Annotated in this window: 27 protein-coding genes, 1 pseudogene and 1 riboswitch; of the genes and pseudogenes, 16 read left to right on the plus strand and 12 right to left on the minus strand. The window is 72.0% G+C overall.

Annotated features, from left to right (window positions below; translation table 11 throughout):
* Positions 1–30: 30 nt before the first annotated feature.
* The 3 genes from ACWDGI_RS11635 to fae are packed head-to-tail and all read right to left on the minus strand — an operon-like array spanning position 31 to position 3,220.
* Complete coding sequence (locus ACWDGI_RS11635) at positions 31–1,551, minus strand: aldehyde dehydrogenase (protein ID WP_450757822.1); 1,521 nt, start codon at positions 1,549–1,551, stop codon at positions 31–33.
* Entirely contained in the window at positions 1,548–2,660 is a 1,113-nt protein-coding gene (locus ACWDGI_RS11640; protein ID WP_450757824.1) for a mandelate racemase/muconate lactonizing enzyme family protein, read from the minus strand. Before ACWDGI_RS11640 ends, ACWDGI_RS11635 begins: the two co-directional genes overlap by 4 nt.
* Positions 2,657–3,220, minus strand: a complete 564-nt coding sequence (fae, locus tag ACWDGI_RS11645) for a formaldehyde-activating enzyme (protein WP_450757826.1) — start codon at positions 3,218–3,220, stop codon at positions 2,657–2,659. Before fae ends, ACWDGI_RS11640 begins: the two co-directional genes overlap by 4 nt.
* Positions 3,221–3,497: 277 nt before the next feature.
* On the opposite strand from fae, the gene ACWDGI_RS11650 reads away from it, so the two are divergent.
* The 3 genes from ACWDGI_RS11650 (at position 3,498) to ACWDGI_RS11660 (ending at position 7,347) form a co-directional block, all read left to right on the plus strand.
* The gene (locus ACWDGI_RS11650; protein ID WP_450757828.1) at positions 3,498–4,286 is read left to right on the plus strand and encodes an IclR family transcriptional regulator; all 789 of its coding nucleotides are present in this window, start codon (positions 3,498–3,500) and stop codon (positions 4,284–4,286) included.
* A 148-nt stretch (positions 4,287–4,434) separates the two neighbouring features.
* Positions 4,435–5,910 (plus strand): NAD-dependent succinate-semialdehyde dehydrogenase, encoded by a 1,476-nt coding sequence (locus ACWDGI_RS11655; protein WP_450757830.1) that lies wholly within the window; start codon positions 4,435–4,437, stop codon positions 5,908–5,910.
* Positions 5,911–5,982: 72 nt separating this feature from the next.
* Positions 5,983–7,347 (plus strand): MFS transporter, encoded by a 1,365-nt coding sequence (locus tag ACWDGI_RS11660; protein ID WP_450757832.1) that lies wholly within the window; start codon positions 5,983–5,985, stop codon positions 7,345–7,347.
* Between the two features lie 61 nt (positions 7,348–7,408).
* Here the strand turns inward: ACWDGI_RS11660 and ACWDGI_RS11665 are convergent, their stop codons facing one another.
* The 3 genes from ACWDGI_RS11665 to ACWDGI_RS11675 all read right to left on the minus strand — a co-directional run bounded on the left by ACWDGI_RS11665 (position 7,409) and on the right by ACWDGI_RS11675 (position 8,986).
* A complete protein-coding gene (locus tag ACWDGI_RS11665) occupies positions 7,409–7,531 on the minus strand; it encodes a fascin domain-containing protein (RefSeq protein ID WP_450757834.1) in 123 nt (40 codons plus the stop codon).
* 245 nt (positions 7,532–7,776) lie between these two features.
* Positions 7,777–8,586 (minus strand): hypothetical protein, encoded by an 810-nt coding sequence (locus ACWDGI_RS11670; protein ID WP_450757836.1) that lies wholly within the window; start codon positions 8,584–8,586, stop codon positions 7,777–7,779.
* Positions 8,587–8,728: 142 nt separating this feature from the next.
* Entirely contained in the window at positions 8,729–8,986 is a 258-nt protein-coding gene (locus ACWDGI_RS11675) for a hypothetical protein (RefSeq protein WP_450757838.1), read from the minus strand.
* Between the two features lie 159 nt (positions 8,987–9,145).
* On the opposite strand from ACWDGI_RS11675, the gene ACWDGI_RS11680 reads away from it, so the two are divergent.
* From ACWDGI_RS11680 to ACWDGI_RS11735, 12 genes and pseudogenes are all read left to right on the plus strand, one after another.
* Positions 9,146–9,277, plus strand: coding sequence for a putative leader peptide (locus ACWDGI_RS11680; protein WP_360479219.1), 132 nt, complete (start codon positions 9,146–9,148; stop codon positions 9,275–9,277).
* A gap of 199 nt (positions 9,278–9,476) precedes the next feature.
* On the plus strand, positions 9,477–10,349 hold the full coding sequence (locus ACWDGI_RS11685; RefSeq protein WP_450757840.1) for a glutathione S-transferase C-terminal domain-containing protein: 873 nt from the start codon (positions 9,477–9,479) through the stop codon (positions 10,347–10,349).
* A 77-nt stretch (positions 10,350–10,426) separates the two neighbouring features.
* A riboswitch (SAM riboswitch) is annotated at positions 10,427–10,538 on the plus strand.
* Positions 10,539–10,575: 37 nt separating this feature from the next.
* On the plus strand, positions 10,576–10,734 hold the full coding sequence (locus ACWDGI_RS11690) for a hypothetical protein (RefSeq protein ID WP_360479225.1): 159 nt from the start codon (positions 10,576–10,578) through the stop codon (positions 10,732–10,734).
* A gap of 206 nt (positions 10,735–10,940) precedes the next feature.
* Positions 10,941–11,921, plus strand: coding sequence for an amino acid ABC transporter permease (locus tag ACWDGI_RS11695; protein WP_450757842.1), 981 nt, complete (start codon positions 10,941–10,943; stop codon positions 11,919–11,921).
* Positions 11,918–12,712, plus strand: coding sequence for an amino acid ABC transporter ATP-binding protein (locus ACWDGI_RS11700; protein WP_450757844.1), 795 nt, complete (start codon positions 11,918–11,920; stop codon positions 12,710–12,712). The genes ACWDGI_RS11695 and ACWDGI_RS11700 overlap by 4 nt, the downstream gene beginning before the upstream one ends.
* Before the next feature lie 64 nt (positions 12,713–12,776).
* Positions 12,777–13,802, plus strand: a complete 1,026-nt coding sequence (locus ACWDGI_RS11705; protein ID WP_450757846.1) for a transporter substrate-binding domain-containing protein — start codon at positions 12,777–12,779, stop codon at positions 13,800–13,802.
* 210 nt (positions 13,803–14,012) lie between these two features.
* Positions 14,013–14,273, plus strand: a pseudogene (locus ACWDGI_RS11710) (GNAT family N-acetyltransferase); the annotation flags it as partial.
* A 43-nt stretch (positions 14,274–14,316) separates the two neighbouring features.
* Positions 14,317–14,412, plus strand: coding sequence for a putative leader peptide (locus ACWDGI_RS11715; protein ID WP_350785419.1), 96 nt, complete (start codon positions 14,317–14,319; stop codon positions 14,410–14,412).
* 66 nt (positions 14,413–14,478) lie between these two features.
* On the plus strand, positions 14,479–15,696 hold the full coding sequence (locus ACWDGI_RS11720; protein ID WP_450757847.1) for an LLM class flavin-dependent oxidoreductase: 1,218 nt from the start codon (positions 14,479–14,481) through the stop codon (positions 15,694–15,696).
* 21 nt (positions 15,697–15,717) lie between these two features.
* Positions 15,718–17,091 (plus strand): NtaA/DmoA family FMN-dependent monooxygenase, encoded by a 1,374-nt coding sequence (locus ACWDGI_RS11725; RefSeq protein WP_450757849.1) that lies wholly within the window; start codon positions 15,718–15,720, stop codon positions 17,089–17,091.
* The gene (locus tag ACWDGI_RS11730; protein WP_450757851.1) at positions 17,088–18,170 is read left to right on the plus strand and encodes an LLM class flavin-dependent oxidoreductase; all 1,083 of its coding nucleotides are present in this window, start codon (positions 17,088–17,090) and stop codon (positions 18,168–18,170) included. Before ACWDGI_RS11725 ends, ACWDGI_RS11730 begins: the two co-directional genes overlap by 4 nt.
* Positions 18,163–19,287 (plus strand): LLM class flavin-dependent oxidoreductase, encoded by a 1,125-nt coding sequence (locus ACWDGI_RS11735; protein ID WP_450757853.1) that lies wholly within the window; start codon positions 18,163–18,165, stop codon positions 19,285–19,287. Before ACWDGI_RS11730 ends, ACWDGI_RS11735 begins: the two co-directional genes overlap by 8 nt.
* Before the next feature lie 3 nt (positions 19,288–19,290).
* Here the strand turns inward: ACWDGI_RS11735 and ACWDGI_RS11740 are convergent, their stop codons facing one another.
* From ACWDGI_RS11740 to ACWDGI_RS11760, 5 genes are all read right to left on the minus strand, one after another.
* Positions 19,291–20,361, minus strand: a complete 1,071-nt coding sequence (locus ACWDGI_RS11740) for a phosphotransferase enzyme family protein (RefSeq protein WP_450757855.1) — start codon at positions 20,359–20,361, stop codon at positions 19,291–19,293.
* Positions 20,358–21,119, minus strand: a complete 762-nt coding sequence (locus ACWDGI_RS11745; protein WP_450757857.1) for an ABC transporter ATP-binding protein — start codon at positions 21,117–21,119, stop codon at positions 20,358–20,360. The genes ACWDGI_RS11740 and ACWDGI_RS11745 overlap by 4 nt, the downstream gene beginning before the upstream one ends.
* On the minus strand, positions 21,116–21,871 hold the full coding sequence (locus ACWDGI_RS11750; protein ID WP_450757859.1) for an ABC transporter permease: 756 nt from the start codon (positions 21,869–21,871) through the stop codon (positions 21,116–21,118). The genes ACWDGI_RS11745 and ACWDGI_RS11750 overlap by 4 nt, the downstream gene beginning before the upstream one ends.
* Positions 21,872–21,876: 5 nt before the next feature.
* On the minus strand, positions 21,877–22,914 hold the full coding sequence (locus tag ACWDGI_RS11755) for an ABC transporter substrate-binding protein (protein WP_450757861.1): 1,038 nt from the start codon (positions 22,912–22,914) through the stop codon (positions 21,877–21,879).
* Between the two features lie 118 nt (positions 22,915–23,032).
* Positions 23,033–23,953, minus strand: a complete 921-nt coding sequence (locus ACWDGI_RS11760) for an ABC transporter substrate-binding protein (protein WP_450757863.1) — start codon at positions 23,951–23,953, stop codon at positions 23,033–23,035.
* Positions 23,954–24,364: 411 nt separating this feature from the next.
* Between ACWDGI_RS11760 and ACWDGI_RS11765 the strand changes: the two genes are divergently transcribed.
* Positions 24,365–25,213 carry a sulfurtransferase gene (locus tag ACWDGI_RS11765; protein ID WP_450757865.1) on the plus strand — a complete coding sequence of 283 codons (849 nt, stop codon included), beginning with the start codon at positions 24,365–24,367 and terminating at the stop codon, positions 25,211–25,213.
* A gap of 260 nt (positions 25,214–25,473) precedes the next feature.
* Here ACWDGI_RS11765 and absR1 read toward each other — a convergent pair whose 3' ends face one another.
* A complete protein-coding gene (absR1, locus tag ACWDGI_RS11770; RefSeq protein ID WP_450757867.1) occupies positions 25,474–26,553 on the minus strand; it encodes a beta-glucuronidase AbsR1 in 1,080 nt (359 codons plus the stop codon).
* Between the last annotated feature and the right edge of the window lies 1 nt (position 26,554).

Genomic DNA, 26,554 nt, shown 5'->3' on the forward strand with positions numbered 1-26,554 from the left:
GATACGGGTGAAGTTGGAGGGAGGGGCCGTTCAGGCCAGGTTGATCCAGGTGGTCTTCAGCGCCGTGTAGGCGTCCAGCGCGTGCAGGGACTTGTCGCGTCCCGCGCCGGTGGCCTTGAACCCGCCGAAGGGGGTGATGACGTCGCTGGCGTCGAAGGTGTTGATCCAGACCGTGCCGGCCCGCAGCCGCTTCGCCGTGCGGTGGGCGACCGTCACGTCACGGGTCCAGACGGAGGCGACGAGCCCGAAGTCGCTCTCGTTCGCCAGCCGTACGCCCTCGTCCTCCTCACCGTCGTAGGACACGACGGCCAGCACCGGTCCGAAGATCTCCTCCTGGCCCACGACGGACGTGTTCACCACGCCGTCGAGCACGGTCGGTTCGACGAAGGTGCCGCCGCTGTCGGTGAGCGTGCGCCCGCCGCCCAGCAGGACCCGGGCGCCGTCCGCCTTCCCGCGCTCGATGTAGCCCAGCACCTTGGCCAGTTGGCCTTCGTCCACGATGGGCCCCATGACGGTGGCCGGGTCCAGCGGGTCGCCGACGCGGAAGGTCTCGGCGGTGATCCTCCGTACGGCGTCCAGGAGCCGGTCCTTGACCGAGGCGTGGACGACGACCCGGGAGCCCGCGTTGCAGGTCTGCCCCGCGTTGTAGAAGATGCCCCAGGCCACGGCGGACGCGGCGGCCTCGATATCGGCGTCGGCCAGCACGAGTTGGGGCGACTTGCCGCCCGCCTCCACGGCGACCTGCTTGCCGTTGGACTCGCCCGCGTACACCTGGAAGAGCCGGGCCACCTCGGCCGAGCCGGTGAAGGCGATCTTGTCGACCTCAGGGTGCCGGCCCAGAGCCTGACCGGCGACCTCACCCCGGCCCGGGACCACGTTGAGCACCCCGTCGGGCAGCCCCGCCTCGGTGGCCAGCGCCGCCAGCCGGAGAGCGGCGAGCGAGGTCTGCTCGGCGGGCTTCAGGACCACGCTGTTGCCGGTGGCGAGCGCCGGGCCCAGCTTCCAACTGGCGATCAGCAGCGCGTAGTTCCACGGCACGACCGCGCCGATCACGCCCAGCGGCTCGCGGGTGACCAGCGCCAGCGCGTCGCCGGGGGTCGGGGCCACCTCGTCGTACGTCTTGTCGATGGTCTCGGCGTACCAGGCGATGGTCTCCGCCGTCTTGGCCACGTCGATCCGCACCGACTCGGTGACGGGCTTGCCCATCTCCAGGGTGTCGAGCAGCGCCAGTTCCTCGGCGTTCGCGAGGATCAGCTCCGCCCAGCGCAGCAGGATCCGCTTGCGCTCCTTGGGCGCGAGGTCGCGCCAGCGGCCGTCCGCGAAGGCGGCCCGTGCGGACCGTACCGCCCGGTCGACGTCCTCGGCCCCGGCCGCCTGCACCTGGGTCAGCACCGCGCCGTCGCGCGGCGAGATGCTCGTGAAGGAGTCCCCGGAGGCGGCGTCGGTGAAGGCGCCGTCGATGAACAGGCTCGCGTCGAAGGTGAGTTTGCCCGCCGCGGCCAGCCAGTCGTCGTGCGACCGTGTCAGCAACTCGTCGATCGTGTACGTCACTTGATCCTCCAGCGGTCGATCGCGTCCTCGTCCAGCTCGACGCCGAGGCCGGGCAGGTCCGGGATCTCCAGGTCGCCCTCGGCGTTCACCCGGACCGGCTCGGCGAGCATGAAGTCACGGCGCTCGGGGGTCCAGCCGGGCGGGTCGTAGGGGAACTCGAAGAACGGGCCGCCGCCGACGCCCGCCGCGACATGGAGGTTGGCGAGTACGCCGATGCCGTTGGTCCAGCTGTGCGGGGTGAACTGACGGTGCTTCAGCTGAGCCAGCTCGGCCAGGGTGCGGGCGCGGTGCATGCCGATCGCGAGCACCACGTCCATCTGGTAGATGTCGAGGGCGTCCTCTTCGAGGTAGCGCAGCAGTTCGGTGGGGGAGTGGTGCATCTCGCCGGCGGCGATGCGCACCCCCGGGTTCTCGGCGCGCAGTTGCCGGAAGCCGTTCAGGTCGGCGTACGGCAGCGGCTCCTCGACCCAGAAGACGTCGAGTTCGGCGAGCCGGGCGACGGTCTTGCGGGTCCTGGCGAGGTCGGAGGCGTTCGCGGTGTCGCCGGCCATCCGCCAGGACTGGTTGAGGTCGACCATGATCTCGAAGTCCGCGCCGAGTTCCTCGCGTACCGCACGGACCGCCGCGATGCCCTCGTCGACCCGGTTGCGGTCGATGCGGATCTTCATGGCGCGGAAACCCGCCGCGCGCACCTTCAGGGCGGTCTCCACGCGCTCCGCCGGGGACTTCAGCTCACCGGAGGAGGCGTAGGCGGGCAGCTTCTTGGTCGCGTTGCCGAACAGCTCCGACACCGGGCGGCCGTGCACCTTGCCGATGACGTCCCACAGCGCGGCCTCCAGGGGCCAGTAGTGGGCGCCGTGGAAGTTGGCGGTCTCGATCGCCCGGACGTGCCGGGTGATGTCGAGCGGGTCCTCGCCGACGAACAGGTGCTTGTACGTCTCGAAGCCGTCCATCAGATCGCCGGAGCCGATGCCGGTGATCCCCTCGTCGGTGTGGACGCGGACGATCGTGGCGTCGAAGGCGCGGCGCGGCTCGGGGTCCCAGGCGGCCCGGAACGGGGGGTCCAGCTCCAGTCGCAGCCGGTCCAGGGTGATGTCGGTGATCTTCATCGGGCGAGCACCTCGGGGGTCGGGGTGTAGAACGGGTTGGCCGGGCCCTCCTCGGCGGCCGCCAGCACGTCGGCAACGGTCGGGGTGCCGGTCACGGCCGCCCGGACCGCGCCGTACGCGGCGGCGCGCTGGTTGCGGAAGGAGAGGTCCAGGTCGTCGACGGCCGGGTTGACCCACACCGCGGCGATGATCAGCAGCTCGTCGGCCTCCCCGGCGGGGATCAGCCCCTCCGTGACCGCGTCCGCGACCCCCTGTGCGAGCCCCGCCTGCGCGGATCCCCAGGTGGCGCGCTCGTGCAGGTCGCCCGCGGCGGCCGCCTTGGTCACGAACAGCGTCAGCGGCTTCACCGGCACCGAAGGCCGTACCACCGTCAGGAACGGGACGTGCCCGGCGCTCGGGGTGGCCAGTGCCGTCGCCCACGCGGTCTCGACCGGACCGCCCTTGCGTCCGATCACGATGTTCGTGTGCGCGGCGTTGGCACCGGCACCGACGAAGGACTCGCCGATGAGCGCGGTCGGCGCGAAGCCGGGCGGGCTGGCGGGGGAAACCGGCGTGGGCATCGGATCTCTCCTGGACCTGGGAAGCGTCGTGATTCGACGGGCGCGGAAGGACGAACCCCGTAAGGACTAGCCCCGCAAGGACTAACCCGTAAGGGATGGACCCACTAAGGGACGAACCTCGTATTCGGTGCGGTTCATTCGGCCCGATGCGGCGAATCTAGGTCCGCCACCACCCCCTCGCAAGGCGGTCGAGGGAATCGAAACGCCGGTTGCTCTCCTGACAACTTCCGGGCTGACCTGGGGTTCCTCTGACCGTATGCGCGCATACGATGGCCCCGTGACCGACTCCTCCGCGGCCTCCCGCGGCCACGGCCTGCGCCGTGACATCGACCTCCTGGAGGCCCTCGCCTCCGACGAGGCCCAGAACGCCGGCGGCCTCGGCGTCGTCCGCCTCGCCCAGCTGGTCGGCCGGGAGAAGACCCAGATCTCCCGGGCCCTGAAGGCGCTGGCCGCCGAGGGCATCGTCGAGCGCGACCCCGACACCCTGGAGTACCGGCTCGGCTGGCGGCTGTTCTCCCTGGTCGCCCGCACCTCCGAGAGCCGTCTGGTGCGGGTGGCCGAGCCGGTCATGCACGCCCTGTCGGCGGACCTGGAGGAGACCAGCCACCTGTGCGTGCTCAGCGACCGTGACGTCCTCACCCTGCTCTCCGTCTCGGGGCACTCCTTCCGCGTGCACGGCTGGGAGGGGCGCGGGGTGCCCGCCTGGCGGCTGTCGGCGGGCCGTGTGCTGCTCGCCGACGCCACTCCCGACGAGCTCTACGTCCGTTTCGGCACCAGCGGGCAGATGCCGGTGCAGGAGCTGTGGTCCCTGATCCAGGACGCCCGACGGCAGGGCTACGCGAGGGTCAGCGAGGAGTTCGAGGAGGGGCTGGTCGGGGTGTCGGCGCCGGTCCGGGACTTCCGGGGCCGGGTCGTCGCCGCGATCAACATCTCCGCCCCGAAGTCCCGGCTGGGCGAACGGCTGGACGAGGCCGGGCGCACCACGGCACGGGCGGCGGCCCGGGTGTCGTCGCTGCTGGGCTGGGAGCCCCGGCGCACCCCGCCGCAGCGGGCCCGGCTCACCTGACCGCCGTACTGCCGCCCAAGATCGGCGAGTTGCCCTCAGAGCAACCCCCGTTGCGATCCGCCGAGGGTGCCTTGTCGGCCCCATGACGCGCTCGTAAATTCACCGCGCATCGGACGAGCCCCGTCCGGAACGGAGAAAAGAGCAGCTCATGAACCTCGCCGGCATGGACCTCCTGGCCAAGGCGCCGCTCGCGGAAGGCGATGTGTTCCGCGGCGGCCGCTGGCTCCCGGCCGCCGACGGACGGACCTACCCCGTGTCCGACCCGGCCACCGGCGAGCTGATCAGGGAGGTCTCCGCGGCGGGGCCCGAGGACGCCCGTGCGGCGGTCGAGGCCGCGGAGTCGGCCGCGGCCGGCTGGCGGGCGACCCCGCCCCGGCGCCGTTCGGAGATCCTGCACACCGCCTTCGCGCTGATGCGCGAGCACACCGACACCCTGGCCCGGCTCATCGTGCTGGAGAACGGCAAGGCCTACCGGGACGCGGCGGCCGAGGTCGGCTACGCCGCCGAGTTCTTCCGCTGGTTCGCAGAGGAGGCGGTCCGGATCGGCTCCGCCTTCGGGGACGCCCCGGCCGGCGGCTACCGGCACGTCGTCCGCAAGCACCCCGTCGGCGTCACCGCGTTCGTGACCCCCTGGAACTTCCCGGCCGCCATGGCCACCCGGAAGATCGCCCCGGCGCTCGCGGCCGGCTGCCCGGTGCTGCTGAAGCCCGCGCCGCAGACCCCGCTCACCGCCCTCGCGATCGCCGCACTGCTGACCGAAGCAGGCCTGCCCGACGGCCTGTTGAACGTCCTGCCCACCGACCGCGCCCCCGAAGTGGTCTCGGCCTGGCTCGGCGACGAACGGGTCCGCAAGTTCTCCTTCACCGGCTCCACCGCCACCGGCAGGCTGCTCCTGGCACAGGCCGCCGCGAACGTCGTCAACGTGACCATGGAACTGGGCGGCAACGCCCCCTTCGTGGTCTGCGCGGACGCCGACGTCGACGCCGCCGTGCTCGGCGCGATGGACGCCAAGATGCGCGGCGGCGGCGAGGTCTGCATCGCCGCCAACCGGTTCTACGTCCACACCGACGTCGCGGCGGAGTTCACCGAGAAGTTCGGCGCCGCCATGACCGCCGTACGCACCGGGCCCGGCCTGGCCGACGGGGTCACCCTCGGCCCGATGATCGACCAGGCGGCCGTGGCCAAGATCCGCGACCTGGTCGCCGACGCCGTGGCGCGCGGCGCGCGGATCGCCGCGCAGGGCGAAGTCCCGGACGGACCCGGCCACTTCCACCCCGCGACCGTCCTCGTCGACGTCCCCGACGACGCCCGAATCCTGCACGAGGAGGTCTTCGGCCCCGTCGCGCCGATCACCACCTTCACCGACGAGGACGAGATGCTGGCCCGCGCCAACGCCACCGTCCACGGCCTGGCCTCCTACGTCTACTCCCGGGACGTCGGCCGGGCGCTGCGCGTCGCCGAACGCCTGGAGGCCGGCATGGTCGGCGTCAACCGCGGTCTGCTGTCCGACCCGGCCGCGCCCTTCGGCGGCGTCAAGCAGTCCGGACTCGGCCGGGAGGGCGGTCGGGAGGGCATCGAGGCCTTCCTGGAGACGCAGTACATCGCCCTCGACTGGCCCCTCTGATCTCCTCGACCGCTGTCCGTCCCCTCCCGCTCACCCGCTCACCCGCTCACCCGCTCACCCCGAGGACCGCACATGGCAATGACGCCTGCGACCCAGCAACCGCCCGGCACCCCGCAAGCCCCCGACCACACACGCGAACGCCGCCGTCTGCACACGAAGTTGAAGCTCGCCACCCAGATAGGCGAGGGCATCGACGGCTACATCATCGGCGGCATCGGCATGGCCATGACCGCCCTCACCGCCGACCTGCACCTCTCCACCCTCATGGAAGGCCTGGTCGGCGCCTCCCCGCTGATCGGCATCTTCGTCGGCGGCCCCCTCTTCGGCCGGCTCGCCGACCGCTTCGGACGCCGTCCGGTGTTCCTCGCCGACATGGTGATCTTCCTGGTCGGCTCGGTGCTCCAGTTCTTCGTCACCGACGGGCTCCAGCTCTTCCTGATCCGGCTCCTGATGGGCGTGGCGATCGGCGGCGAGTACGCCATCGGAGCCCCGCTGCTCTCCGAGTACGCCCCCAAACAGGGCCGGGGCAGGCTGCTGGCCAGCCTGGAGATCAGCTGGTACGTCGGCTACGCGCTGGCCACGGTCGTCGGCGCCCTGTTCGCGCACGTCGACGGCGGCTGGCGCTGGTCCCTGGCCAGCAGCGCGGTCCTGGCGGTGATCTGCGTGTCGCTGCGGGGCGGCATCCCCGAGTCGGCCCGCTGGCTGCTGAGCAGGGGCCGCCGGGAGGAGGCCGAGGCGCTCATCGAGCGGTACGGCATCGAGATCGACGTCGACGCCGAACTGGACGAGCGGAGCGCGAGCGGACAGGCCGGGTTCTGGGCGCTGTTCAGCAAGGAGCACATCCGCAGCACGGTGTTCGCGAGCGTCTTCTGGGCGGCGCTGGTGCTGCCGTACTTCGCCATCGGAACGTTCTGGACGCAGGTCTTCGACGCCCTCCACATGGGCGACAACGCGGTCGCGGCGCTGCTCGTCTACTCGTTCACCGCGGTCGCCGGTGTCACCGCCGGCTGTCTGGTGGTGGACCGCATCGGCCGCCGCAGGCTGCTGATCCCGCCGTTCTGGATCACCGCCGGCTGTCTGGCGCTGGTCGCGGTGTGGCCGCACTCGACGCCCGTCATCGTGGCCGGCTTCCTCTTCTTCATCTTCCTCAACGCGGCCTCCAGCGCGCTCACCGCGGTCTACCCGCTGGAGGTGTTCCCGACCTCGCTGCGCGCCACGGGCGTCGGCTTCGCCACCGCGATGAGCAGGGTCGGCGCGGCCGTCGGCACCTTCCTGCTGCCGATGGGCCTCGACCGCTTCGGCGTGGAGTTCGTGCTGCTCGTCGGCGCGGGGGTACTCGCGGTCGGCGGTCTGGTCTCCCAGTTCCTCGCTCCCGAGACCACCGACCTGGACCTCGCGAAGGCGGCCCGCACCGCACGCCGCCCGGTGAACGGCTGAGCTCCGCCGACGTGACGCGGGCCCCGCGGGCCGGCAGCACCCGCGGGGCCTCTCCGGCGTCTCAGACCGTCGCCAGGTCGAACTGCTCCCAGGTCCCGATCGCGGTCCGGTCGGCGATCAGCGCGTCGCCGCCGCCATCCTCGGCGGTCACGTACCTGCCGTTGGCGGCGGCCAGCAGACTCACCGTGCCGTTGGAAATCCTCCAACTGGCCGACGGCGAGTACGAGGTGCACAACATCAGCGTCAACTGGCCGCACCACGTGTTCGTCAGCAAGGACTTCAAGGTCGTCGGATACGAGTAGGCCAGGGCGTCGTCGGCCGCCACCTGGTCCGCTTCGGCACCCGCGACGAACTCCTCGTCGCACGGCACCGCGACAACGGCGAACAGGCACCGCCCAGACCGGCTCCGAGGGCCCGCAGCCGACCGAGCTAGTCGAACTGGCTCGGCATCGGCGCCGGGGTCTTGCCGGACAGCACGTCCTTGAGGCGTTGGCCGCCGGTCTGCACGGCCAGTGCGGTGCTGTCGTGGTCGACGCCGGACAGGCTGCCGTTGGTGACCGCCGCCCCGGAGGCGCCGATCCGCAGCACCGCCACGTCCGTGGTGAAGGTGGCGGACCGGCCGTTGGCGTTGCCCTGGACGGTCACCGTCAGGGCCTCGCGCGCGTCGCCCGACTTCGGCACCTTCGCCGACACGACCTGCACGGTCCGCCGGCCGCCGTCCTTGCCGGTGGCCGTGAACTGGCTGCACTTGTCCGGCAGGGTCTTCAGCCAGGCCAGCGTGGCGTCCAGGTTCGCCGAGCCGTAGTCGCCGACCTGGTACAGCATCCGGGAGTCCTCCGAGGTGAACCCGCGCAGCCCGGAGGCGCCCGACGCGCGGCCGAGGAGGCTGTCGGAGTACAGGCCGTCGAGGAGGCGCTGGCAGTCGGCGGCATCCGACTTGGCGGTGAGGAAGTCGGCCACGTCGACCTTGCCGACCAGCATCGAGTTGCGCCAGGTCGCCGCGTCTTTGGCCAGCTGCCAGTTGTCCTCGATGTCGGCCGGCGTGATCAGCGCGGCCTGCGCGCCCGCCCCGGTGAGGGCGGGGGTCGCCGACGGGGACGCGGGCGAGTGCTCGCCGGCCGGCGAGACGGACACGGCCTCGGGGCCGCCGCTCTCGTCCGTGCAGGCCGCCGTGGCGAGCAGGATCCCCGCCGCCAGGGCCGAGACGAGAACACGCACGGGTCGGGACGGACGGATCATCGCGACTGCCTCCTCGGGAACGCGGTACGTCGCTCCGCGGGGGCAGCGGTGCTGCGTCACTGCGCGGGCAACGGCGGTACGTCCCTCCACGCCACCACCCGGCACGGTGGCCGACCACCCGCGCGTGCCATCCGGGTGAGCGTCATGATCCGGGAACCGTGATCCCCACCTTCCGGCTGCCGCAGCGCGGGCACACCGCGTCGGTGAGCGGCGACCGCACGGCCCGGCCGGCCTCGTCGACGTACTCCTGGGTGCTGCGCAGGTCCGGGTCGGCGATCGGGTCGGTGAAGAACACCGCCTGGAAGGTGGCCTCCCAGACCTCGCCGCACCGCCGGCAGGCGAACAAGAAGGTCTCGGGCACGGCGCCGGGCACGGGCCCGGGACCCGGGGGCTCGCTCATCGCATCCGGCTCCTGTCACTCGGCCTGCGCCTCCAGCGGACATCCCCTGGCGCCCCGCGGCAAGCCGGGCCGGCCGTCCCAGGCGTGGACGCCCCCTTGACGGCACGCGGAGGCCGATCGACACTCCAGGTGGGAATCCTAGTGAAAAGGTAGGGAAAGATGGGTCGGCTGCGCACGGTCACCGGCAGACAGCGCCGAGGGAACCGCACGCCCTGCCCCGTCCCGCTGCTCACCTCCCGCCTGCACATCGATCTGCAGCGCGTGTGCAGCGCCATCAGCCGCACCGGCTGAGCACCCACCGCCGGCCGTACCCGCCGCCCGGCCGTGACCGGCCGGGCGCCCGTAGCCGGCCGCACTCGCCGAACGCCCGTCCGCCGAACGCCCACCCATCGAGCGTCCGGCCATCGGGCGCCCGCCCACCGAGCGCCCACCCACCGACGAACGCTTCCGCCGCGCGTACGTCCGCGCGCCCCTACCCCCGGGGAGACGCATGTCCATCACTCCGCTCGCCGCCGTTCCGTCCGTCCGCACCGGCCCCGCCTTCCGCGGGCGCATCGGCCGGGACGCCCGCAGCGGGCACTACGCCGTGCCGCGCCGCTACCGGCTCCACCTCGCCACCGCCTGCCCCGACGGCCTCCGCATCGCCGTCGGCCACAGCCTGCTGGCCCTCGACGACTGTTGTCCGGTCACCTTCCTGGCCGCCGTCCCGGACTGTCCCGACGGCAGCCACACGGCGCTGCGCCCGCTGTACGAGGCGAGCGCCCACCACTACTCGGGACCGGCCCTCGCACCGGTGCTCAGTGACGACTGGTCGGGCCGGATCGTCAGCACCCACAGCCGGGACATCCTGCGCGACCTGGACCGCCACTTCGGCGACGGCGGCGTCCGGCTGTACCCGTGCGGTGCCGAGGCCGGGATCGAGGAGGTCGAGCGGCTCTGCGCGGAGGACATCGAACAGGCGGCACAGCACGCCGGCCGAGAGGGCGGCGACCCGGAGGCGCTGGAGACGCTGCTCGCCGCCCTGGACGAGCTGGAACACCGCCTGACCGGGACGGAGTTCCTGGTCGGCGGGCAACTCACGGCCGCGGACGTCGAGTTGTGGGTGTCCCTGGTGCAACTCGACACCGTGCACCGCAACCACCTGGACGCCGCCGCCGTGCACGCCATCGCCGGCCACCCGGTGCTGTGGGCCTACGCCCGCCGGCTGGCCGCCCACCCGGCCTTCGGCGCCCATCTGGACCTCGACGGCATCGCCCGCCGCCACCACGGCCGTTGCCAGGGCCTGGAGGCCGCCGGTGCGGCCGTCCAGATCCTGGACTGGGCGGGCCACGCGGCGGACGCTCCCGGCGCTCCGCGCAGGTGAGAGCGGTCCGAACCGTTTCGCCAGTCGGACAGGCGTTGACATTCGTTCGGACGGCTGCCTAACTTACGGACCAGAACGGTCAAGAGCGTCAGCGTCAAGCCCTGGCTTGCTGACCGGCAACCCTCGCACCGCGGTGGGGTGCCCCAGGTGACGACCGGACCGGATGACGATGTTCGGTAAGCGCGAGGCCCCCAGGGGCCGCCACAACAGCGACAGGTGACGGAACATGTACGCAGCTTCCAGGTCGGCCGAGGGCCGCACCCAGGGCTGCGTACAGCCGTATCCGAGCCCGCTGGTCGCCGACCGCGCCGTCGACCTGCTCCGCGTCAACAGCGCCCTGTGTAGCGCGTGTACCGCACCGGGCCGCGCCCGCTGTCGGGTCTGACCAGGCCTTTCCGCCTCGCCCGCAGCGCGGCTCCCGCAGCCTCGCGTCCCAGCGTCCTCGTCGAAGCACCGGCCGCCCCGGTGCGAAGCCGTCCGCCCCATCCCGTGTCCCGCGCGCCCCCGCGCACCTGTGCCGTGTCCCGACGCGGTGCGGTGCCGCGGCCCCGGCCGTGTGATCCGGGGTGTCCGACTCCGCCGGAGCCCGCCATGAGTGAACCCCCAGGCGTCCTGTCCGTTGCCGAGGCGCCACCACCCACTGACGTACCGTCAAAGCCTCTGAAAAGCCAGCGAGTTCAGCCACTGCGCCGGCCCGGCCGGTGGATCGCCACCGCCGTCGTCCTGGTGCTCGTCGCGCAGTTCGTGCACGGGCTGGCCAGCAACCCCTTCTACCAGTGGGACCGCTTCCGCTACTGGTTCCTGCGCCCCACCATCCTCGACGGGCTCGTCGTCACCCTCGAAGTCGCCGCGCTCAGCGCCGTACTGGGCCTGCTCGGCGGCGTCGTACTCGCCCTCGCCCGGCTCTCCGGCAGTCCGGTGCTGCGGGCGGTGAGCTGGACCTACACCTGGCTGTTCCGCTCGATCCCGCTGATCGTCCTGCTGATCTTCCTCTACAACTTCTCCGCCCTCTACAAGACGCTCAGCCTGGGTGTGCCCTTCGGCCCGTCCTTCGTCACCTTCGACGAGTCGAAGCTCGCCACCGACATGGCCATCGCCGTGATCGGCCTCAGCCTCAACGAGGCGGCCTACGCGTCCGAGGTGGTGCGCGGCGGCATCCTCTCCGTCGACCAGGGCCAGCACGAGGCGGCCGCCGCGCTCGGCCTGCCCAAGGGCTACCAGTTCACCCGGATCGTCTTCCCGCAGGCCCTGCGCTCCATCGTGCCGAACTACGTCAACCAGCTCATCGGCCTGATCAAGAGCACGTCCCTGGTGTTCTACGTCTCGCTGCTCGACCTCTTCGGCTCGGTGCAGTCCATGGGCAGCACCTACCCCGGTGACATCGTGCCGCTGCTGCTCGTCGCCACCGTCTGGTACCTGATCCTGACCAGCGCCGTCTCCGTCGTGCAGTACTACGTCGAGCGGTACTTCGCCCGCGGCGCCACCCGCACGCTGCCGCCGACCCCTCTCCAGAGACTCCGCACCGGCCTGGCCGGCCTGCGGGAACGGATACGCCGGGAGGCCGCCGTATGACCACCGCACCGGAGAAGGCGCCGGACGTCGCGCCGGCCGCCCTGGAGATCCACGACGTCCACAAGTCGTACGGCGCCCACCGCGTCCTCGACGGCATCGACCTGACCGTCCGCCCCGGCGAGGTCACCGTCGTCCTCGGCCCGTCCGGCTCCGGAAAGTCCACGCTGCTCCGGGTCGTCAACCACCTGGAGAAGCCCGAGTCCGGCTACGTCAGCGTCGGCGGCGAGCTGATCGGGGTCAAACGCCACGGTGACGGTCTCAAGGAACTGAGCGAACGCGCCATCCTGGCCCAGCGCAGCCGGATCGGCTTCGTCTTCCAGAACTTCAACCTGTTCCCGCACCTGACGGTCCTCGACAACGTCGCCGCCGCACCCGTCGCCACCGGAAAGCTGACCAGGCCGGAGGCCCAGCGGCTGGCCAAGGAACTCCTCGAACGGGTCGGCCTCGGCGAGCGCGTCGGCGCCTATCCACGCCAGCTCTCGGGCGGTCAGCAGCAGCGCGTGGCCATCGCCCGGGCCCTCGCGCTGCGCCCCGGGATCATCCTGTTCGACGAGCCGACCTCCGCGCTCGACCCCGAGCTGGTCGGCGAGGTCCTCGCCGTCATCAAGGACCTGGCGTCCAGCGGCACCACCCTGGTGATCGTCACCCACGAGATCGGCTTCGCCCGCGAGGTCGCCGACCGGATCGTCTTCATCGACGGCGGAAAGATCGTCGAACAGGGCCCACCCGCCGAGATCCTCGACCATCCGCGGCACGAACGGACCCGGGACTTCCTGCGCAAGGTCCTCTGAACGGCCTGCTCCCTTTCATCTCCCGCTCGACCTCTCACCTTTCGCTCGAACACGAAGGACAGCCATGCCCACGCTCCTCTCCCGACGCAGCCTGATCCGCGGCCTCACCACGGCGACCGCCGTCGCGACCCTCGCCACCGGGCTCGCCGCCTGCGGGGGCGACAGCGACGCGGCCACCACGACCGGCAGCGCCAAGAGCGGCGAGGTCGTCATCGGACAGGTCTCCAACGGCGCCGCCCAGCAGACCACCATCAAGGTCTCCGAGGTCAAGTCCATCAGCGCCGAACTGCCCGCCGCCGTCCGCAAGAGCGGCAAGCTCGTCATCGGCGAGGGCGCGCTGCCCGCCGGGTTCCCGCCGCTGGCCTACGTGGGCAGCGACCAGAAGACCCTCACCGGTTCCGAACCCGACCTGGCCCGGCTGGTCGCCGCGGTCTTCGGCCTCACACCCGAGGTGAAGAACTTCACCTGGGAGAACATGTTCGTCGGCATCGACAGCGGCAAGGTCGACGTGGCCCTCTCCAACATCACCGACACCGAGGAGCGGAAGAAGAAGTACGAGTTCGCCTCCTACCGGCAGGACAACCTCGCCTTCACCGTTCCGAAGAAGAGCACCTGGAACTTCGGCGGGAACTACGAGAACCTGGCCGGCAAGACCGTCTCCGTCAGCGCCGGCACCAACCAGGAGAAGATCCTCCTGGAGTGGAAGGCCAAGCTGGCCAAGGAGGGCAAGAAGCTCGCGGTCAAGTACTACCAGGACAGCAACAGCGTCTACCTGGCCCTCAACAGCGGCAAGATCGACGCCTATCTCGGCCCCAACCCCGGCATCGCCTACCACAACAGGCAGACCGCGAACACGCCCAACGCCACCCGCACCGCGGGCACCTACTCCGGCGCGGGCGGCAGCCTCCAGGGTCTGATCGCGGCCACCGCGAAGAAGGACAGCGGCCTCGCCAAGCCGCTCGCCGACGCCATCAACTACCTGATCAAGAACGGCCAGTACGCCGAGTGGCTCAAGGCCTACAACCTCTCCAACGAGGCCGTCGCCAAGTCCGAGGTCAACCCGCCCGGACTGCCGCTCGACAACTCCTGACCAACCGTCAAGAAAAACCCCCGCAGAACCCGCCAGGCGAGAAGGGACCCCGCCTCCGTGACCCTCCAGACCGACCGCCACGGAAGCGGGGCCCCGCTCGCACCCGATACGTCCCCGCTCGACAACGCCGTCTGGTCGGCCCTCACCGGCCCGCACGCCCACCTCGCGGAGCGAAGCGAGACGGGGCTCCCCCCGGCCGAAGGCTGGGGGAGGCTGCGGCTGCCCGGCTGGACGGAGATCAGCGCCGTCTGCACCGACCCGGAGCACCGGGGCCGGGGTCTTGCCACCCGCCTCGTCCGCGCGGCCGCCGCCGGGATCCGGGAGCGCGGCGACACCCCGTTCCTGCACGCGGCCCCGGGCAACGCGAACGCGATCCGGCTCTACGAGTCGATCGGCTTCACCGAGCGGCTGCGCGGCCGCACCCTGCTGCTGCGCAGCCCGGGAACAACCACCGAACCCGGTCTGTTGTGACTCACGACGAGATGTACGCGGAGCAGGCCGGGAGGTGCGGGACGTGACACGTGTCCTCAGCCCCAGCCGCCGTACCGTCCTGCACTCCCGGCCGCACATCGACCTCCAGCGCGTGGCCGGCGCGCTCTGTTGTTCCTGACCAGTCGTCCCCGCAGCGCCCCCTTCTCCGGCGCGCCCTCGTACGGACCTTCAGGAAGGCACCCCTGTGTCCTCATCTCCCGCTTCCCATCTGCACCTCGCCGTAGCCCTGGACGGTACCGGCTGGCACCCCGCGTCCTGGCGCGAGCCGGTCGCCCGCCCCCGCGACCTGTTCACCGCCGGATACTGGGCCGATCTGGTCGCCGAGGCCGAGCGCGGTCTCGTCGACTTCGTCACCATCGAGGACGGCCTCGGCCTGCAGTCCTCGCACTACGGCGAACTGGACGGCCGCACCGACCAGGTCCGCGGCCGGCTGGACGCCGTCCTGATCGCGTCCCGGATCGCGCCGCTGTCCCGCCACATCGGCCTGGTGCCGACGGTGATCGCCACCCACACCGAGCCGTTCCACATCTCCAAGGCGATCGCCACCCTCGACTACGTGAGCACCGGCCGGGCCGGCCTGCGGGTGCAGATCTCCGCCCGCCCGCACGAGGCGGACCACTTCGGCCGCCGTACCTTCCCGCCGATCGACCTCGCCGGGCTGCGCTCACCGGCCGGGCAGGAGCGGCTCGCCGAGCACTTCGACGAGGCCGCCGACCACGTCGAGGCCGTACGCCGGCTCTGGGACAGCTGGGAGGACGACGCCGAGATCCGGGACGCGGCCACCGGCCGTTTCATCGACCGGGACAAGCTGCACTACATCGACTTCGAGGGCCGGCACTTCAGCGTCAAGGGCCCCTCCATCACCCCGCGCCCGCCGCAGGGCCAGCCGCTCGTCACCGCCCTCGGCCACCAGACCGTCCCCTACCGGCTGATCGCCCGGCAGGCCGACGTCGGCTACGTCACCCCGCGGGACGGCGCCGACGCCCGTGCCATCGTCGCCGAGATCCGCGCCGAGCAGGAGGCCGCCGGCCGGGCCGGCGACACCGTGCACGTCTTCGGTGACCTCGTGGTCTTCCTGGACGACGACCAGGCCGCGGCCGCCGCCCGCAAGGAACGCCTCGACGCCCTCGACGGCTCCGCGTTCACCAGCGACGCCCGGATCTTCACCGGAACGGCGGCCGAACTCGCCGACCTCCTGGAGGAGTTCGCCGCTGAAGGCCTCACCGGCTTCCGGCTGCGGCCCGCCGTCCTCGGTCACGACCTGCCGCGCATCACCGCGGACCTGGTCCCCGAACTCCAGCGCCGCGGCCGCTTCCGCACCGCCTACGAGGCCGACACCCTGCGCGGCCTGCTCGGGCTCGCCCGCCCCGCCAACCGCTACGCAGCCGCTGCCACCGCCTGAGCCGGAAGGACCGCACCCGACATGAGCAAGCCACTGAAGCAGATCCACCTGGCCGCGCACTTCCCCGGCGTCAACAACACCACCGTGTGGAGCGACCCGGCCGCCGGCAGCCACATCGAGTTCAGTTCCTTCACACACTTCGCGCAGACCGCCGAACGCGCCAGGTTCGACTTCCTGTTCCTCGCCGAGGGCCTGAGGCTGCGCGAACAGGGCGGGAAGATATACGACCTGGACGTCGTCGGCCGCCCCGACACCTTCACCGTCCTGGCCGCGCTGGCCGCCGTCACCGAGCACCTCGGGCTGACCGGCACCATCAACTCCACCTTCAACGAGCCCTACGAGGTGGCCCGCCAGTTCGCCAGCCTCGACCACCTCTCCGGCGGCCGGGCCGCCTGGAACGTGGTCACCTCCTGGGACGCGTTCACCGGCGAGAACTTCCGGCGCGGCGGCTTCCTGCCGCAGGACGAGCGCTACTCCCGCGCCAAGGAGTTCCTCGCCACCGCGAACGAGCTCTTCGACTCCTGGCACGGCGACGAGATCCTCGCCGACCAGGCCACCGGCACCTTCCTGAGCGACGCCAGGGCCGGCTCCTTCGTGCACAAGGGCCCCCAGTTCGACATCCACGGCCAGTTCAACGTGCCGCGCTCCCCGCAGGGCCGCCCGGTGATCTTCCAGGCCGGCGAGTCCGACGAGGGCCGCGAGTTCGCCGCCTCCGGTGCCGACGCGATCTTCAGCCGGTACGCCACCCTCGACGCCGGCCAGGCCTTCTACACCGACGTGAAGTCCCGCCTCGCCAGGTACGGCCGCCGCCCCGAGGACCTGCTGATCCTGCCCGCCGCCAGCTTCGTCCTCGGCGACACCGACGAGGAGGCCGAGGAGATCGCCCACCAGGTCCGCCGCCAGCAGGTCAGCGGTGCGACGGCCCTCAAGCACCTGGAGTTCGTCTGGAACCGGGACCTGTCGTCGTACGACCCCGAAGGACCGCTGCCCGACGTGGACCCGCTGGTGAGCGAGGAGCACATCTCCCGGGGCCGCGCGCAGGTCCGGATGTACCGCGACCCGATCGCCATCGCCCGCGAGTGGCGCGAGCTCGCCGAGGCCAACAAGTGGTCCATCCGCGACCTCGTGATCAACACCGGCAACCGGCAGACCTTCGTCGGCTCCCCGGCCACCGTCGCCCGCACCATCAACGACTTCGTGCAGGCGGACGTCTCCGACGGCTTCATCCTGGTCCCGCACATCACCCCCGGCGGCCTCGACGCCTTCGCGGACACGGTCGTACCGCTGCTCCAGGAACAGGGCGTCTTCCGCACCGAGTACGAGGGCACCACGCTGCGCGACCACCTCGGCCTGGCCCACCCCGACACGCCTCGCGGCGAGCGGGTGGCGTCGTGAAGTTCCTGGCGATCACCCTGATCGTGCATCGCCCGGATCCGGTCACGGGGAGACAGAAGTCCACCCACGAGCGGTTCCGGGAGGTCCTCGACAACGCCGTGCTCGCCGAGGAACTCGGCTTCGACGGCTTCGGGGTGGGGGAGCGGCACGAACGCCCGTTCATCTCCTCCTCGCCGACGGTGGTGCTCAGCCATGTCGCCGCGCTCACCCGGCGCATCCGGCTCTTCACCGCGGTGACCACGCTGAGCCTGCTGGACCCGGTCCGGGCGTACGAGGACTACGCGACCCTCGACCACCTCTCCGAGGGCCGCCTCGACCTGATCATCGGAAAGGGCAACGGCACCGCCCAGCGCGAGCTGTTCCATGTCACGCCCGAGGACCAGTGGGACCGCAACGCCGAGAGCTACGAGGTGTTCCGGCGGCTGTGGCGGCAGGACAAGGTGACGGCGAAGACCAGGTTCCGGCCGGAACTGACGGACGCCGAGGTCTGGCCGCGCCCCTACCAGCGGCCGGTCCGGGTCTGGCACGGCAGCGCCACCAGCAAGGAGTCCGTCGACCTCGCCGCCCGCTACGGCGACCCGCTGTTCTCCGCGAACGTCACCAACCCCATCGAGCCCTACGCCGAGTTGATCCGCTACTACCGGGAACGATGGGAGCACCACGGCCACGACCCGGCGGACATCGCCGTCGGCGCGGGCACGGCAGGCGTCCTCGTGGCGCCCACCAGCCGGCAGGCGCTGGCCGCCTACCGCCCGGTGTTCGAGGCGAACCTGGCCTTCTTCCGCCGCGCCGGGCTGCCGGTCGTCTTCGAGACCCTGGAGGACTTCGTCGAGCGCAGTTCGGCGCTGATCGGCAGTCCGCAACAGGTCATCGAGAAAGTGCACCGCTACCACGACCAGTTCGGGCACACGGTCCTCCATCTGCACGCCGATGCCAGCGGGCTGACGGACACCCAGCACCGCGACTCGCTGGAGCTGTTCCAGTCCGCGGTGGCCCCGGTCCTGCGCAAGGACATCCCCGACCCACCCTTCCCGTGGGCACCCGTACTCCCCGCCGCCGAGGAGCCCGCACATGTCTGACATCCCCCTCGGCGTCCTCGACCTGGTACCGGTCCCGAGCGGCGCCACCGCCGCCGACGCGCTGCGCAACTCCATCGAACTCGCCCAGCGCACCGAGGAGTTCGGCTACTCCCGCTACTGGTTCGCCGAGCACCACCTCAACCCGGGGGTGGCCGGCACGTCGCCCGCGGTGGTCCTGGCGCTCACCGCCGCCGCGACCTCCACCATCCGGCTCGGTTCCGGCGCCGTACAGCTCGGGCACCGCACCGCGCTGTCCACCGTCGAGGAGTTCGGCCTCCTCGACGCCCTGCACCCGGGCCGCCTCGACCTCGGCCTCGGCCGCTCCGGCGGCCGCCCGCCCGCGGAGCGGACGGAGGGCCCGACGACGACCCCGGTGGTCGACGGCCGGGCCCCCAACGGCCTGGTCATCCCGCCCCGCTTCTCCTTCGCCCGCCTCCTCGGCTCCCCACGGATCGCGCTCCACCGCAAGCTGCTGCTGCTCCCGGGCGCCGAGTCCCAGGACTACGCCGAACAGATCGACGACATCCTCGCCCTGCTGGCCGGGACCTACCGCACCGAGGACGGCGTCGAGGCCCACGTCGTGCCCGGCGAGGGTGCCGAGCTCGAGGTGTGGATCCTGGGCAGCAGCGGCGGCGAGAGCGCCCGGACCGCGGGCGAGCGGGGCCTGCGCTTCGCCGCCAACTACCACGTCAGCCCGGCCACGGTCCTGGAGGCGGTGGACGGCTACCGGTCGTACTTCCAGCCCTCGGACGTTCTCGACAAGCCGTATGTCAGCGTCTCCGCCGACGTCGTGGTCGCCGAGGACGACGCCACCGCCCGCGAACTCGCCACCGGGTACGGCGCCTGGGTGCGCAGCATCCGCACCGCCGAGGGCGCCATCCCGTTCCCCACCCCCGACGAGGCCCGGGCCCACGTCTGGACGGACGAGGACCGGGAGCTGGTCCAGGACCGCCTCGACACCCAGTTCGTGGGCAGCCCGCAGCACGTCGCCGACCGCCTGGAACAGCTCCAGGAGGCCACCGGCGCCGACGAGTTGCTCATCACGACGATCACCCACGCCCAGGCCGACCGCGTCCGCTCCTACGAACTCCTCGCGGCGGAATGGCGTCGGCGCTGAGGCTCACACCTGCGCGGCCACCAGCTCAAGGAGCCGGTGGCCGACCGCTCCGGAGAACCACTCGGCATGGCCGACGTAGTACTCGTACGCCAGCCGGGCGTTCTCCCGTGACCGGGTGACCCCGTGGAAGTAGTCCAGCTCGGACAGGGCGAACTCGGCGTGCACGAGCGGCAGGAGGGCGGGCAGGGCCGCCGACTCGGCGGCGGTGAGCGGGCGTACCGACTGGTATCCGTGCAGCAGCTCGATCGCGTGCTTCTCCTGGACCGGGCGGTCGGGGTCCAGCCACTGCACGGTGTTGCGCTCCAGGGCGGTGGCCAGGTCGTGCACCGCGGTGGTCCGGTCGCTCATCCCGAAGTCCAGGACCGTGGCGACCGCACCGTCCTCGCCCCACAGCAGGTTGGAGGCGTGCCAGTCGTTGTGGGTCCACAGGGGGGCGAGACCCGGCAGGTGCGGGGCCAGGCGCTCGTGGAGCGGGAGCAGCACGCGGCGGGTGTCCTCGTGCCAGGGGAAGTCCGCCAACGCCCCCGCCAGCCGGGGCCGTTCGGCCGTGTACGTGTTCAGCGCGGCCCAGGGGTCCGGGGCCGCGAACACCGTGAACGAGGCGACCAGCGGCTGCGGTGAGCGGCGCGGTGCGGTGAAGCCCTCCGCCGACAGGTGCAGCCGGGCCAGTGCCTCGCCCGCCGCCCGGGCATGGGCCGTACCCTGGAACGGCGACCAGGACAGCGCGTCCCGGTACAGGTCCGTGCCGGTCCCGGTCGAGTGGACCTCGTACGTCCACTCGCCGCGCTCCACCAGGTCCAGGACCTCCACCACCGGCGCCCCGCGCGCCCGCAGATGGCGCAGGAAGGCGTGCTCCTCCGCCAGGCCCCGCGAGGCGCGTACGGAGACATGGTGGCGTTTCACGAACAGCCGTCGCCCGTCCCGTTCCACCACGGCGGCCGCCGAAAGCGGACGCGGACTGCGCCACACCACCCGGGCGGGACCGGTGACGGCGGTGACCTCGGTGTCGGTCAGCGCCGGCCAGTCCGGCTCGACCGGCTCGGTGCCCAGACCGTGGGCGAGATGCGAAGTCACGGCGTTCTCACCGCCGTCGTGCCGCGCAGGGAGTCCAGGATCCGGCGTTCCGTCGCCGCGAACCCGGGCGCCGTGAAGTCGTCGGCGCCGCGCGGACGGGGCAGCGGGACCTCCACCCGGTCGACCACCGTGGCCGGGCGCGGGGACAGGACGTGGACGGTGTCGGCGAGCAGCACCGACTCCCGGATGTCATGGGTGACCAGGACGACCGTCCAGCGGTGGCGCTGCCACATGCCGGCCAGCCACAGCTGCATCTCGGTGCGGGTCAGCGAGTCCAGCGCGCCGAACGGCTCGTCGAGGAGCAGCACCGGCCGCTCCAGAACCACCGTGCGCAGCAGCGCGGCCCGCTGCCGCATGCCGCCGCTGAGCTGCGAGGGATACGCCTGCTGGAAGCCGTCGAGGCCGAAGTCGGCGAAGAGCGCACCGGCCCGCGCCCGCGCCTCCTTCTTCCGCACGCCCTGCGCCTCCAGGCCCAGCGCGGTGTTGTCGAGGACCGTCCGCCAGGGGAACAACAGGTCCTTCTGCGGCATGTAGGCGACCTTGCCGGATTCCACCCCGGCCGGCTCGCCCTCCACCAGCACCCGTCCGGAGGTCGGCCGGTCGAGCCCCGACACCAGGTTGAACAGGGTGCTCTTGCCGCTGCCGCTGGGCCCGATGACGGCGGCGAACTCGCCGGGCTGCACGGTGAGTTCGAGATCGCGCAGGACGTCGAGGTCCCCGAACGACTTGCTCACCCGCTCGACACGGAGACCGCTCATGGCCGCCGCTCCTTCCGTTCCCAGGGCAGCACCAGCCGCTGCAGCAGATACGTGGCCCCGAACAGGGCGATGCTCAGCGCGGCCGTCACCGCCACCGCCGCGAAGACGAGGTCGGTCCGGAACGCGCTCTTCTGGGCCTGCATGTAGATGCCGAGCCCCGACTCGGCGCCCGCGTACTCGGCGAACACCGCGCCGACCACGGCGTAGGTGATGCTCACCCGCAGCCCCGCGAAGAAGTACGGCATCGCGCTCGGCACCCGCACCAGCCGGAACGACCGCCACCGCCCGGCGCCGAGCGAGCGCAGCAGCCGCATCGCCTCCCGGTCGGTCGCCGCGAAGCCCGCGGCCAGGTTGGCGGCCAGTGGGAAGAACGTCGTCAGCGTCACCACCAGCATCTTCGGCAGCAGCCCGAAGCCGAACCAGATGATCAGCAGGGGCGCCACGGCGACGATCGGGATCGTCTGCGAGGCGACCAGCAGCGGGTACAGGCCCCGGCGGGCGGCGGCGGAGAAGTCGAGCAGCACGGCCACCAGCCAGGCCGCCGCGAACGACAGCGCGAACCCGAGCAGCGTCTCCTGGAGCGTGGGCAGCGTCTGGTCCCACAGGTCCTGGCGGTTCGCCCAGCCCTGCTCGGCCACCCGGGCGGGGGAGGGCAGCGTGGTCGGGTCGACGCCGGCCGCCGTCACGTACAGCTGCCAGCCGCCCACGACCACGGCGAGCACCAGCAGGGGCGGCCACAACGACCGCAGCACGGACCTCACTTGGCGGCCGGGAGGTAGGCGTCGGTGAAGAACGTCGAGGTGTCCGGCGCCTTCGTGAGCTCCTTGCCGTTCGCGTCGACGAGCAGTCCGGCGCCGTACTCGAAGTCGGCGAAGGCCTTCCAGCGCGCGGCGCTCTGGGTGCCGGTGGTGCCGTCGGCGCCCCTGTAGTACTCCTTGGCCAGCAGCTGCGAACTCTCCTTCACCAGCTCGCTGTTGGTGAGCACGCTCTTGTTGGCGGCGATGAGCAGGTCGGCGGCCCGGTCGGGGTTGTCCGCCGCGTAGCGGTAGCCCTTGTCGACGGCGGCCAGGAACTTCTTCGCCACCGCCGGGTTCTTCTTCAGGAACTGGTCGGAGGACGCGATCAGCGTCGAGTAGATCGCCGGGAAACCGTAGTCGGAGAGCTGGAAGTCCTTCAGCGGCTTCCCGCTGAGCTTCGCCTCCAGCCCCTCCCAGGTCGGCATCGGCATCGCGAAGTCCGCCCTGCCCGCGTACAGCGCGGCGTACGCCGAGGTGTTGAGGGTGACCTGCTTGAAGTCGCCCCTGCCGCCCGCGTTCTTGATCACCTTCTGGAGGAGCGGCTTCTCGTAGGGGGCGCCGAACCCCGCGTACGTCTTGCCGTCCAGGTCCTTGGGCGAGGTGATGTCGGTGCGGTCGGCGCGCACCGAGACGGTCACGTCCGTCTTCTGTGTGACGGCGTAGACGGAGGTGATGTCCTGGCCGGCGGCGCGGGCCGTGGTGACGCCCTCCTGGTAGGAGATGCCGAAGTCGGCCTTGTGGCCGGCGATCAGGGTCTCCGGCGCGGTCGAGCCGTAGGGGATGATCTTCAGGTCGATCCCCGCGTCCTTGAACCAGCCCTTGGCCTGGGCGACGTAGATGCCCGTGTGGTTGGTGTTGGGGGTCCAGTCCAGGGCCAGGGTGACGGTGGTGGTGCCGTCCTTGGCAGCCGCCGTGGAGTCGGCATCGGCCGAGCAGGCGGTGGTGACGGCGAACAGTGTCGTGGCGGCCAGGGCCGACAGCGCGGTGCGGCGGAGCATGCTGGAGGGGTCCTTCGTACGGGGGAGAGGAGTCGGGCGGCGGGGCGGGGCGGTCAGGCCCGACACAGCGCGCTGTCCACCCGCTTGAAGTCGACGGCGAGCCGCCGGGTGAGCAGGGTCATGCGGTCACGTCCAGCAGGCTGTTGGTGAAGGACCGGTGCCAGTCGTGGTCGTGCGCGATGGCACCGTTCTCGGCGAGCCAGTGCGCGTACGGGCCCATCCGGTCCTCGTCGATCACACCCCAGCGCCCCTGCGGGTCGGTCCACGTGGGTGCGATCAGGGCGAGGGAGCGGGCGATGAGCGGGCGGGGGAAGTACGGGATGACCCGCTCCAGCATCTCCAGGGTGGCGTCGGGCTCCCCGGCCGCGGTGGCGTATCCGCGGGCCGTCACGGTCAGGAAGTCCCGTACCAGGGACGGCTGCTCGTCACACAGCCGCTCGCTCGTGCCGAGCAGGTAGCTGTGATAGCGGGGCGCGCCGATCTCGTCGACCGGCCAGGTCAGGCGCCGCCGCTCGGGCAGGTCGCCGCGCAGGGCGTCCCAGGACCAGTAGTTGCCGAAGGTCGCGTCCGCCTCGCCCGCCTCGATGTCGTCCACGGTCAGCTCACGGGCGCCCGCGTCGACCGTGATCACCGTGTCCGGGTCGCCGCCGTCCGCCGCCACCAGATGGCGGACCATGGCCCGCCCGCGCGGGGTCGGGTTGAAGGCGAGCCGGCGGCCGGCCAGGTCGCGGGGGCGGCTGATGCCGGTCGAGGTCGTGGTCTGGATCGCCTCCAGGCCACGGTGGTTGACGGCGGCGACCGCGACCAGCGGCTGCCCGAGCGCCGCCCGGCGGGCGAGCAGCCGGTTCGGCGGGAAGATCCCGAAGTCCACCTCACCCCGGGCCAGGTACTCCAGGGTGTCCCCGCGCCCCGGATCCTGCACCACGAGTTCGACGTCCAGCCCCGCGGCCGCGTACCAGCGACGGGCACGGGCGACGTAGAGACCGGCTGAATTAGGCCATGGATGGAAATAGTCGAGCATGACCCGTATGTGCGGCATGGGGGTACTCCGAAGGCGGTGCGCGCAGGCGCGAGGGGGTGAGCGGGATGCGGGGAAGGCGGCGGTCAGCGGGACCGACGACACCAGGCGCGAGAACAGCGGACGCGACGACAACAGGAGCGGGCAGCGCGGTGGGGCACCGGGGACTGCGGCTCTACTGCTGTGGACACGTGTACTCCTACGCGGGGCGCAAAGCGCTTCTGGTGCGGTCGGCGTCCCCATGGGGACCGTGCCCGCCATCGCGGCACACGGATCCCAGACGCCCTCTCAGCCCGGTCGGGGAGGGGCTCCCGCGTAGATGGCCGAAACCATAACCGCAGCTCCCGTGTGCCGCGCAAGCCGCGTCCGAGATGTGGGACGCCACTGACCATTCAGTGAGACGTCCAGGTCACGGGCGTACGATCGGCCGCCATGACCACCCTGCTCCCCGGCCCCCTGGTCGACGACACCTGGCTCGCGACCCACCTGGACGACCCGCGGCTGGTCGTCCTCGACGCCACCGCGCTGCTGCCCTCCCCGCGCCACGACGGCGACCACCGCTCCGCCTCCGGCCACCCCGGCTGGGCCGAGCGCCATGTCCCCGGATCCCGCCACGCCGACCTCACCGGGGACCTCTCCGACCCCGGCGCGCCCTACCACTTCGCCGTTCCGGCCCCGGACGCGCTGGCCGCGGCGCTGGCCCGGCTGGGCGTGGGGGAGGGGGCCGAGGTCGTCGCCTACGACACCGGCGGTGGTATCTGGGCCGCCCGGCTGTGGTGGATGCTGCGCGCCATCTCGGTACCGGCCGCGGTGCTGGACGGCGGCCTGGCCGCGTGGGAGACGGCGGGGCGGCCGGTGGCCACGGGCGACGCCGTCCCCGAGCCTGCCGCCGTGCCGGTGACGCCGGTGCCGCGGGCCGAACTCTGGTCGGACATCGAGGAGGTGGCGGCGATCAGCAGGGGGGAGCGGCCGGGGGTGCTGGTGTGCGCGCTGCCCTCCGGGGGGTACGCCGGGTCCGTGCCCAGCCGGTACAGCCGACGGGGTCATATTCCGGGGAGCTTCAGCATTCCCGGTCGAGGGCTGCCGCCCGCCGAACTCGACGCGAAGGTACGGGAGTTGGGTGACGCCTCGCCGGTGGTGCTCTACTGCGGTGGGGGGATCTCGGCGGCGGGGGCGGCGCTTGCGCTCACGCTGCTGGGCCGTGAGGACGTGTCCGTGTACGACGGCTCGCTCGAGGAATGGGCCAAGGACCCCTCTCGGCCGCTGGAGTTGGGCGGCTAGCGGGAGGGGTGGCCCCGTGCGCTGCCGGGTGCGGGTGCGGGTGCGGGTGCGGGTGCGGGTGCGGGTGCGGGTGTGCCGTGGCCGGTCGCGCCCACGCGGCGGAGCCGCACATCAGATACAGCCCCGCGCCCCCGGGTGAGTCCACTCACCGGCGCTGCCGCGCGGACGTCTCCCTCCCCCGAAGGTGGCGTCCGCGCGGCTGCTTCCCCCGGCGCCGGACAGTGGTCGTCCGACCTCCGCGTCACGGCCCTGTGCCGGTGTCACCAGCACATGACCGCTGTCTCCCCCGACCCCCACGTGGAATGGAGACGGACGCGGACGAAGTAGCGTCGGCCCTTGACGAGCCGGACCCTGATCCCGGTGTTGTGCGGGGTGCCCCCGTCGTCGTGGCCGGTGAGGTAGCGCGGTTCCCCGTCGCGCTCCTCGAAGACCACCACCACGGAGTCGCTCTCTCCGAAGGTGCCCACGCGGTACACGCGGGTCTCCGGCGGCTCCACGGCGAAGTCCGCCTGCTCGCCCGGGCCGAGGCCGAGCGGCGCCGAGCGGAACGGCAGCAGCGCGGCCGGGCCGTCGGCGGGCGGGTACCAGTGGAGCACGAACTCCTTGTCGGCCGGGGACAGCGAACCCGGCGGGTACAGACCGTTGTGGTACTGCTCCGGCTCCAGGACCAGCCCCGGGCCGAAGGGGAACTGCATCACGGACTGCGGGTCCCACACCGGGCCGTTGGCCTCGGCCGGGTCCAGCTTCCGCAGGATGTTGAAGTCCGTCCGGTCCCGGCTCCAGTGGTTCGGCGGGCCGGCGAGGTCGGTGTAGACCGCCTCGTCGTCCCAGTGGACCCCGGCGAACGGGCTCTGGTGTTCGTGCCGCATCCCGAGCGCGTGCCCGATCTCGTGCAGGGCCGTCCAGCGGCCGCCGGCCTCGGTCAGGTCCCAGCCCAGGTTCATGGTGCGCTCGCCCGCGCCCACCGAGAGCGCGTCCCGGCCGACCGCCGACCAGGAGCCGTCGCCCAGCTGGAAGCCGATCCGCAACTCGGCCTCGCGCCGGTCCGAGACCTCGGCGAACGTCACCCCGATGCCGAGGTCCTGCCACTCCCGGAAGGACTCGCGCACCACGTCCCGCTGTTCCTCGGCACCGGCCCACGGCACCCGGCGGGTCTCCCCGGTCCCCGGGACCGGGATCACCGAGGCGTCGTTGTCGGCGTCGAAGAAGTAGTAGTGCAGGACGGTGCCGTTGACCCACATCCGCCGCCCGCCGATCAGCGCGCCGAGCCGCTCGGTGGCCAGCCCCGGGGCGAACGCCGGGACCGACTGCCGCGGAAGCGAGCAGTAGCGTCGGGTCATG

The sequence above is a fragment of the Streptomyces sp. NPDC001220 genome, assembly GCF_053597895.1.